An 8,989-nucleotide genomic window follows, 5' to 3' on the forward strand; every position below is an offset into this window, starting at 1 on the left:
ACCAGATCCTGGCCGGCCACCGCATGGAGCCGCCCCGGATGAGGCTGTCCCGCGACGGCGAAACGCTGCTGGTCGGCGGCTACACCACACCGGTCCGTACGGGAACTCCACCACGGCGCCTTTCCGTTGCCGCCCCGGGTGAACCCTCACCCGACGTCTTGACTCGCTGCGCAGACCGCGCCGGCCACGCCGGGCCGCAGCAGGAGCCGGGCCCGCACAGGCCCGCTGACACAGCGGCAGAACCGAAACCCTTCAGACTTCCCCGGCGCAGGACGTGCACACCCCGCCGTTCCCTCGCGGTGTGACGTGTGGCACCATGCTGGCCACCCCACCGGCACAGCCTCAGGAGACCCTCCTAGTGCAGTCTTCCGCCGTCCCGGAGCTCGCCCACACCCACACCCGCCCCATCCACTGGCTCGCCACGGCGACGGCCGTCGCGGGCGTCGTGGCCTTCTCCTCGGTCCTGCAGCCCGGCGCGGCGACGGCGGCCCAGCCGGCGGCCCCCGAGACCAAGAGCGCTCCGGCGCACCTGACTCCGCCCGACCCGGCCTCGGTGACGTTCCCGGTCGAGTGCGGCCCGGTGAAGGCCGTGGTGAAGAAGCGGGCCTTCGGCGACGTCGACGGCGACGGCAGACCCGAGTCGGTGGTCGTGGTCCACTGCGACTCGCCGATGGGCACCCCGCCGGACGGCGTGTACGTCCTGACGCGCGACGCCGACGGCGGCAAGCCCCGCGTCGTGGCCACCCTGCTCGACCCCAAGGACGGCACCACCGTCAGCGACTTCGCCGTTCGCGACGGCGCCGTCACGGCCACGCTCCTCGGCTACTCCTCGCCCGACGTGCCGCGTTGCTGCCCCGACGAGAAGAGCGACGCGAAATGGCGTTGGCACGACGGCTCTTTCGTCCGCTCGACCCCGGCCGGAGCTCGCAGCGCGTGAGGCGCATGCGACGGCGCGTGTGAGATATCAGACAGTCATAACGGAACGTAGAGAAGTGGTCACTCTGCGTCCGGTCCGTAGACCTCGGCCCTGTCCGAAACGCGCCGCACGTGGATGCAGTCGCCCGGACACTCCTTCGCGGAGTCGATCACGTCCGTGAGGAGCGGCAGCGGAACGGGCGTCGTCGCGCCCTTGCCCTGGAGCAACTCGTCGTCGCCACTCTTCACATAGGCCAGACCGTCGATGTCCAGCTCGAACACCTCGGGCGCGTACTGGGCACAGATGCCGTCGCCGGTACACAGGTCCTGGTCGATCCAGACCTCCAGCTCCTCGCTTTCGATCCCGGCCACCTGCTGCACGCTCATCTCTCCTGCCGTTTCTCCGCCGAGCCGTATCGGGAATCCGGCCAGCTCTGGCGGGTGTTGAACAGTTCGACCCTACCTCCGGCTGGGTTCCAATCATGTTCGCTGGGTATTCCCCTGGCGTGAGGGAGAGCGCAAGGGTGAAGATCGGACACACCCCGACCGTCTTTGTGATCTAGGGGTTTCAATCGACACCCGCCCAGGTAGGGTCTGGAAGCGTCCAGCTCCCCTTGGAGGAGGTGAGGACCGTGGCAGCCCACGACGACGACATGAACCGCGGCATCCGCCCGGGACACGGGTCCGACGACCCGGCCGGGCAGATCGCCTACCTTGAGCAGGAGATCGCCGTCCTGCGACGTAAGCTCGCCGACTCTCCGCGACACACGAGGATTCTCGAAGAGCGGATCGTCGAGCTGCAGACCAATCTGGCCGGCGTGTCCGCGCAGAACGAGCGACTCGCCAACACGCTCCGTGAGGCCCGTGACCAGATCGTGGCCCTCAAGGAGGAAGTCGACCGGCTCGCGCAGCCGCCGGCCGGCTTCGGGGTCTTCCTGACGGCGAACGAGGACGGCACCGCCGACATCTTCACCGGCGGCCGCAAGCTCAGGGTGAACGTCAGCCCCAGCGTCGAGCTCGAGGAGCTCCGGCGCGGCCAGGAAGTAATGCTCAACGAAGCGCTCAACGTGGTCGAGGCCATGGAGTACGAGCGTGTCGGTGACATCGTCACCCTCAAGGAGATCCTCGAGGACGGCGAGCGGGCCCTCGTGCTCGGGCACACCGACGAGGAGCGGGTGGTACGGCTCGCCGAGCCGCTGCTGGACGTGAACATCCGGCCCGGTGACGCCCTACTGCTCGAACCCCGCTCGGGCTACGTCTACGAGATCGTTCCGAAGAGCGAGGTCGAGGAACTCGTCCTCGAAGAGGTCCCCGACATCGGCTACGAGCAGATCGGTGGTCTCGGCGGCCAGATCGAGGCCATCCGGGACGCCGTCGAGCTCCCCTACCTCTACCCGGACCTGTTCAAGGAGCACGAACTGCGGCCGCCGAAGGGTGTCCTGCTGTACGGGCCCCCCGGATGCGGCAAGACGCTCATCGCCAAGGCCGTGGCCAACTCGCTGGCCAAGAAGGTCGCCGAGGTGACCGGCCAGGCCGCCGGCAAGAGCTTCTTCCTCAACATCAAGGGCCCCGAGCTCCTGAACAAGTACGTCGGTGAGACGGAGCGGCAGATCCGCCTCGTCTTCCAGCGGGCCCGTGAGAAGGCCAGCGAGGGCACCCCCGTCATCGTCTTCTTCGACGAGATGGAGTCGCTCTTCCGCACCCGTGGCTCCGGTGTCAGCTCGGACGTGGAGAACACCATCGTCCCGCAGCTGCTCGCCGAGATCGACGGTGTGGAGGGCCTGCAGAACGTGGTCGTGATCGGCGCCTCCAACCGTGAGGACATGATCGACCCCGCCATCCTGCGGCCCGGCCGGCTCGACGTGAAGATCAAGATCGAGCGTCCGGACGCCGAGGCGGCCAAGGACATCTTCGGCAAGTACCTCACCGAGCGCCTCCCGCTGCACGGCGACGACCTCGCCGAGCACAGCGGCTCCAAGGCCACCACCGTCCAGAGCATGATCCAGACGGCCGTGGAACACATGTACACCGAGTCCGAGGAGAACCGCTTCCTGGAGGTCACCTACGCCAACGGTGACAAGGAAGTCCTCTACTTCAAGGACTTCAACTCCGGCGCCATGATCGAGAACATCGTCGGCCGCGCCAAGAAGATGGCGATCAAGGACTTCCTCGAGAAGAACCAGAAGGGCCTCCGCGTCTCCCACCTCCTCCAGGCCTGCGTGGACGAGTTCAAGGAGAACGAGGACCTGCCCAACACCACCAACCCGGACGACTGGGCCCGCATCTCCGGCAAGAAGGGCGAACGGATCGTGTACATCCGTACGCTCATCACCGGAAAGCAGGGCGCGGACACCGGACGCTCCATCGACACGGTGGCGAACACCGGTCAGTACCTGTAAAAGGCAGGGCGGCTGCGGGTGCCCTCGACGGTTACCCGCAGCCGACTGTTTTTCAGGCCACGGCTGGAGCAACGCAATGACGCAAATGATCTCCCCACCAGCGCAAAGGCGTTCTAGGCTCTTGCGTACCGCCAAGTCGCGCAGTGCGGGGACGGGCACCGCACACGCAACCGAGCGCCAGCGGTATCTGAGTGGCGCCCACGACCGAGGGTGCCGCCGGGCAAGGAGGGCCGCATGACCGTACGGCGAGTAATGGGCATCGAGACGGAGTACGGGATCTCCGTCCCCGGCCACCCCAACGCCAATGCCATGCTCACCTCGTCCCAGATCGTGAACGCCTACGCGGCGGCGATGCACCGGGCCCGCCGGGCCCGCTGGGACTTCGAGGAGGAGAACCCGCTGCGGGACGCGCGAGGCTTCGACCTCGCCCGCGAGGCCGCCGACTCCAGCCAGCTCACCGATGAGGACATCGGCCTGGCCAACGTGATCCTCACCAACGGTGCACGGCTCTACGTCGACCACGCACACCCCGAGTACAGCTCACCCGAGGTGACCAATCCCCGGGACGCCGTCCTCTGGGACAAGGCCGGCGAGCGGATCATGGCAGAGGCCGCGGAACGGGCCGCTCAGCTGCCCGGTGCCCAGCCGATCCACCTGTACAAGAACAACACCGACAACAAGGGCGCGTCCTACGGCACGCACGAGAACTACCTGATGAAGCGGGAAACCCCCTTCTCGGACATCGTGCGCCATCTGACGCCGTTCTTCGTCTCCCGCCAGGTCTTCGCCGGAGCCGGCCGCGTCGGCATCGGCCAGGACGGGCACGAGCACGGATTCCAGCTCAGCCAGCGGGCCGACTACTTCGAGGTCGAGGTCGGCCTCGAGACGACGCTCAAGCGCCCGATCATCAACACCCGCGACGAGCCGCACGCGGACGCCGAGAAGTACCGGCGCCTGCATGTGATCATCGGCGACGCGAACCTGTCGGAGATCTCGACCTACCTCAAGCTGGGCACGACCGCGCTGGTGCTGTCGATGATCGAGGACGGTTTCATCGCCGTCGACCTGGCCGTCGACCAGCCCGTCCGCACGCTCCACCAGGTCTCGCACGACCCCTCGCTCAAGCGCCTGGTCACGCTCCGCAGCGGCCGCACACTCACGGCGGTCCAGTTGCAGATGGAGTACTACGAGCTGGCGCGCAAGTACGTGGAGGAGCGCTTCGGGGCCGACGCCGACGACCAGACCAAGGACGTCCTGTCCCGCTGGGAGGACACCCTCACCCGCCTGGAGCATGACCCGATGAGTCTGGCCGGGGAGCTGGACTGGGTCGCCAAGCGGGAGCTCATGGAGGGCTACCGGCGCCGGGACAACCTCGACTGGGACGCGGCGCGACTGCACCTGGTCGACCTCCAGTACGCCGACGTACGGCCCGAGAAGGGCCTGTACAACCGTCTGGTGGCCCGCGGGCGCATGAAGCGGCTGCTGACCGACGCGGACGTGGAGCGGGCCCGTACGGTGCCGCCGGAGGACACCAGGGCGTACTTCCGCGGCCGCTGCCTGGAGCAGTACGCGGACGACGTCGCGGCGGCCTCCTGGGACTCGGTGATCTTCGATCTGCCGGGCCGGGATTCGCTGCAGCGTGTCCCAACCCTGGAACCGCTTCGCGGAACGCGTAATCACGTCAAGGAGCTCCTGGACCGCTGCCGCACCGCGGAAGACCTGGTCAGGATCCTGTCGGGCGGGTGACCGCTGGAAGCGGGTACTCGTCGGGAACCGGCCGGACAGGGTGGAAAAGCCCTGGTCCGGGAATCATCGAGGTGGCCCCCGTACGTTGGAGCAACTGCGGGGCCATTGTCAGACCCGGCGAGTAGGGTCTGATCTTGACCGAGCAACTGTGTCGGGCGAACCGAGCGGGGTGAGGGATATGGCGACCAAGGACACCGGCGGCGGACAGCAGAAGGCCACCCGGTCCACCGAGGAGGTCGAGGAGCAGGCGCAGGACGCGCAGGGTTCCGAGGACCTCAAGGAGCGTCAGGAGAAGCTGAGCGACGACGTGGACTCGGTTCTGGACGAGATCGACGACGTACTCGAGGAAAATGCCGAGGATTTCGTGCGGAGCTTCGTGCAAAAAGGCGGACAGTGAAGGCGAGTGGCGCGCTCTAGCCTTTGATCTGAAGGTGGCGGGGGATGGAAGCGGCCAGCGAGCCGAGCGCGAAGCAATGCAGGAAGTGCCTTCGGGATTTGCCTCCTTCTGCGTTTGCCCGCGACAAGAATCGGCGTGACGGCCTCCAGGTGCACTGCCGGGAGTGCGTGGCGAAGTACAGCGCCGCGCACTACCGGCGTCGCCGGGAGGCCATGGGGAAGCCGGTCCGGGAGCGGGTGGAGGTTCCAGCCGGACACAAGCTCTGCCGCACGTGTGGCGAGATCAAGCCTCACAGCGAATGGCACCGCAACGCCACCGCTTCCGATGGCCTGTCGACCCGGTGCAAGGCATGCCGGGCGGTGCAGAGCCGGCAGGGGCATCTGAAGCGCCAGTACGGCATCACGGAAGCCGAGCGCGATGGTTTCATCGCCTCTCAAGGAGGCGTGTGTTGTATTTGTCTGTCGGCCGTGCCCGAGCATGTGGATCACTGCCACAAGACGGGTAGGGTCCGAGGCGTACTGTGCTTCAGCTGCAACGCAGCACTGGGGCAGTTCAAGGATCGGCCCGATGCCATAAGGCGGGCTGCCGCTTACGTGGAAGGAATCGCGTGGAAGCCAACACTCGTAGCACCGGGCGTCTACCGGCTGCCTTCCTGACGCCAGGGTCCTCCTCCTTCATGGACTTCCTGTCCGAGCACCAGCCGGAGATCCTTCCCGGCAACCGGCAACTGCCCCCCACCCAGGGCGTGATCGAGGCACCGCACGGGACCACGATCGTCGCCGTGACGTTCCCCGGCGGTGTGGTCCTCGCGGGTGACCGGCGGGCCACCATGGGCAACGTCATCGCGCAGCGGGACATCGAGAAGGTCTTCCCGGCCGACGAGTACTCGGCGGTGGGTATCGCCGGTACGGCGGGCCTGGCCGTGGAGATGGTGAAGCTGTTCCAGCTGGAGCTGGAGCACTTCGAGAAGGTCGAGGGCGCGCAGCTGTCCCTCGAGGGCAAGGCGAACCGGCTGTCGACGATGATCCGCTCCAACCTCGGCATGGCCATGCAGGGCCTGGCCGTGGTGCCGTTGTTCGCCGGGTTCGACGTGGACCGCGACAGGGGCCGGATCTTCTCCTACGACGTCACCGGTGGCCGCTCCGAGGAGCACCACTACGCGGCCACCGGCTCCGGGTCGATCTTCGCTCGCGGTGCGATGAAGAAGCTCTTCCGGGACGACCTCAGCGAGGCCGAGGCCACCACGCTGGTGGTCCAGGCGCTCTACGACGCGGCAGACGACGACTCGGCGACCGGTGGTCCCGATGTCGCCCGCCGGATCTATCCCATCGTCACCGTGATCACCGACGACGGTTTCCGCCGGCTCACCGAGACCGAGGCGTCCGAGATCGCGCGTTCGATTCTCGAGCGGCGGCTGGAGCAGCCCGACGGGCCGCGGGCCGCGCTGCTGTAGCGGCAATCGTCTTCGTGAGGGTGGTCCAGTGAACCGACGGAATCTTCAAGAGAGGGACGGATAACCGGTGTCGACGCCGTTCTATGTCTCACCCCAGCAGGCCATGGCCGACCGGGCGGAGTACGCCCGGAAGGGCATCGCCCGTGGTCGCAGCCTGGTCGTGCTGCAGTTTGCCGATGGCATCGTGTTCGTCGGCGAGAACCCGTCCCGTGCGCTGCACAAGTTCAGCGAGATCTACGACCGGATCGGCTTCGCGGCCGCCGGCAAGTACAACGAGTACGAGAACCTGCGGATCGGCGGCGTGCGCTATGCCGACCTGCGGGGTTACACCTACGACCGGGACGATGTGACGGCCCGGGGCCTGGCAAACGTCTACGCGCAGACGCTGGGCACGATCTTCTCCAGTGCCGCCGAGAAGCCGTACGAGGTGGAGCTGGTCGTCGCCGAGGTCGGGGAGACGCCCGAGGGCGACCAGATCTACCGGCTGCCGCACGATGGTTCCATCGTGGACGAGCACGGCTCGGTCGCGGTGGGCGGCAACGCCGAGCAGATCAGCAGCTATCTGGACCAGCGCCACGAGGAGGGTATGACGCTGGCGGAGGCGCTGAAGCTGGCGGTGCAGGCGCTGTCCCGTGACACCAACGGCAGCGAGCGGGAGATCCCCGCGGAGCGGCTCGAGGTGGCGGTGCTGGACCGCACCCGACCGCAGAAGCGGAAGTTCAAGCGGATCAGCGGGCGGCAGTTGTCGCGGCTGCTCGGTGCGGAGGCCGCCGGCGGTGACGAGGAGGGGGCGTCGGAGGACGCCGAGTAGTTCTGACGTGGTGTGACGCGCTCCGGCCGTGGTCCGTGGCCGGGGCGCGTTGCCGTGTGCGGAGGCGCGTTCGCTTCGCCTTCGCGTTGGGTGTGGGTCGGGGCCGCGCCGGGTGGTGTCCGTCCTCGGAACGGCGCGATGGGCCCCGATACCGACTGACTGTTCGTTGACGCGCCAACCGCTGCGGGCGGACACCCCCCCCGACACGGCCCCTTCTCGCCGTACGCGGGTGCGGGCTCGACTCGCTTCGCGCCGCATGCACGCGGCGGCTGCCGCAGCTGCGGGCGCGCGTCCCGTCTGGCTGCGAGCCGCCCCCACCGCGGGTGTGCGTGCCGCCAGGGGTGGCACTCGTCCCAAGGAGAGCGGCACCCCGCTACGCCGGGTTGCGGACCCCCGGGCCTCAGCCGCAGACCCCCGGGCCCCAGCGGCAACGGCCGGCTCGGTCAACGTGGTGGTGCCGTGGAGCCTCGTACGATCAGCTGGACCGGGATGTCCCCGCTCTCGGGGGCGCGGTCCTCCAGGACGGCCAGCAGGGCCCGCATGCCGTGCTCCCCGAAGAGCTCGGCATTGAGGTGGACCGTCGTCAGTTCCGGGTCCATGGCCGTGGCGAGGGCCAGGTCGTCGACGCCCGTGACCGACAGGTCGTCCGGGATGCGCAGCCCCAGACGGCGGGCCGCCTTGTACGTGCCGGCCGCGAGCTGGTCGTCGTCGCAGATCACGGCGGTGGGGCGAGCGCCGGGAGTCGCGAGCGCCGCTTCGGCGGCAGTCACCGCCCCCTCGATGGAGATCGGGGAGCGGGCCGTGCGGACGGACGTGCCCGGTACCTCCGCCAGCCTCGCCGCCAGCTCCCGGGCGCGTACCTCGAAGGTCCAGGAGGGGACGTCCGCCGCCAGATGGAGGAAGTGGCGGTGGCCCAGGGACAGCAGGTGCTCCGCGGCCTGGCGGACGCCGTCGGCGATGTCCAGGTTCACCGTCGCCGCGCCCAGGCTCCCGGCCGGGTCGCTGTCCAGCATCACCAGGGGGAGCGCCTCGCCGCGGATCGCGGTCAGCGCGTCCGCGGCCATGGACGAGGCGATGACGCCGTCCAGCGCGGACTGCGCGGAGGCGAAGGGATCGCGGGCGGGGCCGATGCCCTCGGGGGAGGGGTAGAGCACCACGCCGAAACCGTGCTCGGCCGCTACGCGGGTGGCGCGGTGTACTCGCCGGCCATCACCGACTTCACGGTCATGGTCGACCAGACCTCGCACATGTTCATCACCGGCCCCGAC

The 8,989-nt window shown here is 68.4% G+C and carries 9 protein-coding genes and 1 pseudogene; 8 read left to right on the top strand and 2 right to left on the bottom strand.

All coding sequences use genetic code 11. The features are described from left to right. The first annotated feature begins 358 nt into the window (after positions 1 to 358). A complete protein-coding gene (locus ABZ281_RS24670; protein WP_356658737.1) occupies positions 359 to 937 on the top strand; it encodes a hypothetical protein in 579 nt (192 codons plus the stop codon). 59 nt (positions 938 to 996) lie between these two features. Here the strand turns inward: ABZ281_RS24670 and ABZ281_RS24675 are convergent, their stop codons facing one another. Then, positions 997 to 1,302 carry a ferredoxin gene (locus tag ABZ281_RS24675; protein ID WP_356658739.1) on the bottom strand — a complete coding sequence of 102 codons (306 nt, stop codon included), beginning with the start codon at positions 1,300 to 1,302 and terminating at the stop codon, positions 997 to 999. Between the two features lie 245 nt (positions 1,303 to 1,547). Here ABZ281_RS24675 and arc point away from each other — a divergent pair, with 245 nt between their 5' ends. The 6 genes from arc (at position 1,548) to prcA (ending at position 7,721) form a co-directional block, all read left to right on the top strand. Continuing rightward, on the top strand, positions 1,548 to 3,314 hold the full coding sequence (arc, locus tag ABZ281_RS24680) for a proteasome ATPase (protein ID WP_356658741.1): 1,767 nt from the start codon (positions 1,548 to 1,550) through the stop codon (positions 3,312 to 3,314). Between the two features lie 234 nt (positions 3,315 to 3,548). After that, positions 3,549 to 5,060 (top strand): depupylase/deamidase Dop, encoded by a 1,512-nt coding sequence (gene dop, locus ABZ281_RS24685; RefSeq protein ID WP_356658743.1) that lies wholly within the window; start codon positions 3,549 to 3,551, stop codon positions 5,058 to 5,060. Positions 5,061 to 5,238: 178 nt separating this feature from the next. Then, the gene (locus ABZ281_RS24690; protein ID WP_031108679.1) at positions 5,239 to 5,457 is read left to right on the top strand and encodes a ubiquitin-like protein Pup; all 219 of its coding nucleotides are present in this window, start codon (positions 5,239 to 5,241) and stop codon (positions 5,455 to 5,457) included. Between the two features lie 44 nt (positions 5,458 to 5,501). After that, complete coding sequence (locus ABZ281_RS24695; protein ID WP_356658746.1) at positions 5,502 to 6,113, top strand: endonuclease VII domain-containing protein; 612 nt, start codon at positions 5,502 to 5,504, stop codon at positions 6,111 to 6,113. Further along, positions 6,065 to 6,910, top strand: coding sequence for a proteasome subunit beta (gene prcB, locus ABZ281_RS24700; RefSeq protein WP_356658748.1), 846 nt, complete (start codon positions 6,065 to 6,067; stop codon positions 6,908 to 6,910). Before ABZ281_RS24695 ends, prcB begins: the two co-directional genes overlap by 49 nt. Positions 6,911 to 6,977: 67 nt before the next feature. Beyond that, a complete protein-coding gene (gene prcA, locus ABZ281_RS24705) occupies positions 6,978 to 7,721 on the top strand; it encodes a proteasome subunit alpha (protein ID WP_356658750.1) in 744 nt (247 codons plus the stop codon). A gap of 443 nt (positions 7,722 to 8,164) precedes the next feature. Here the strand turns inward: prcA and ABZ281_RS24710 are convergent, their stop codons facing one another. Beyond that, complete coding sequence (locus ABZ281_RS24710) at positions 8,165 to 8,878, bottom strand: LacI family DNA-binding transcriptional regulator (protein ID WP_356658752.1); 714 nt, start codon at positions 8,876 to 8,878, stop codon at positions 8,165 to 8,167. A gap of 9 nt (positions 8,879 to 8,887) precedes the next feature. Here ABZ281_RS24710 and ABZ281_RS24715 point away from each other — a divergent pair. Beyond that, a pseudogene (locus ABZ281_RS24715) lies at positions 8,888 to 8,989 on the top strand (carboxyl transferase domain-containing protein); the annotation flags it as partial.

The organism is Streptomyces sp. NPDC006265 (genome assembly GCF_040613555.1).
In the GTDB taxonomy this organism is placed as follows: domain Bacteria; phylum Actinomycetota; class Actinomycetes; order Streptomycetales; family Streptomycetaceae; genus Streptomyces.

Bases quoted from the DNA above. Each gene is read 5' to 3' on its own strand.
- ABZ281_RS24675 (WP_356658739.1), bottom strand. From the start codon at position 1,302: ATGAGCGTGCAGCAGGTGGCCGGGATCGAAAGCGAGGAGCTGGAGGTC.
- dop (WP_356658743.1), top strand. From the start codon at position 3,549: ATGACCGTACGGCGAGTAATGGGCATCGAGACGGAGTACGGGATCTCC.
- ABZ281_RS24690 (WP_031108679.1), top strand. From the start codon at position 5,239: ATGGCGACCAAGGACACCGGCGGCGGACAGCAGAAGGCCACCCGGTCC.
- ABZ281_RS24695 (WP_356658746.1), top strand. From the start codon at position 5,502: ATGGAAGCGGCCAGCGAGCCGAGCGCGAAGCAATGCAGGAAGTGCCTT.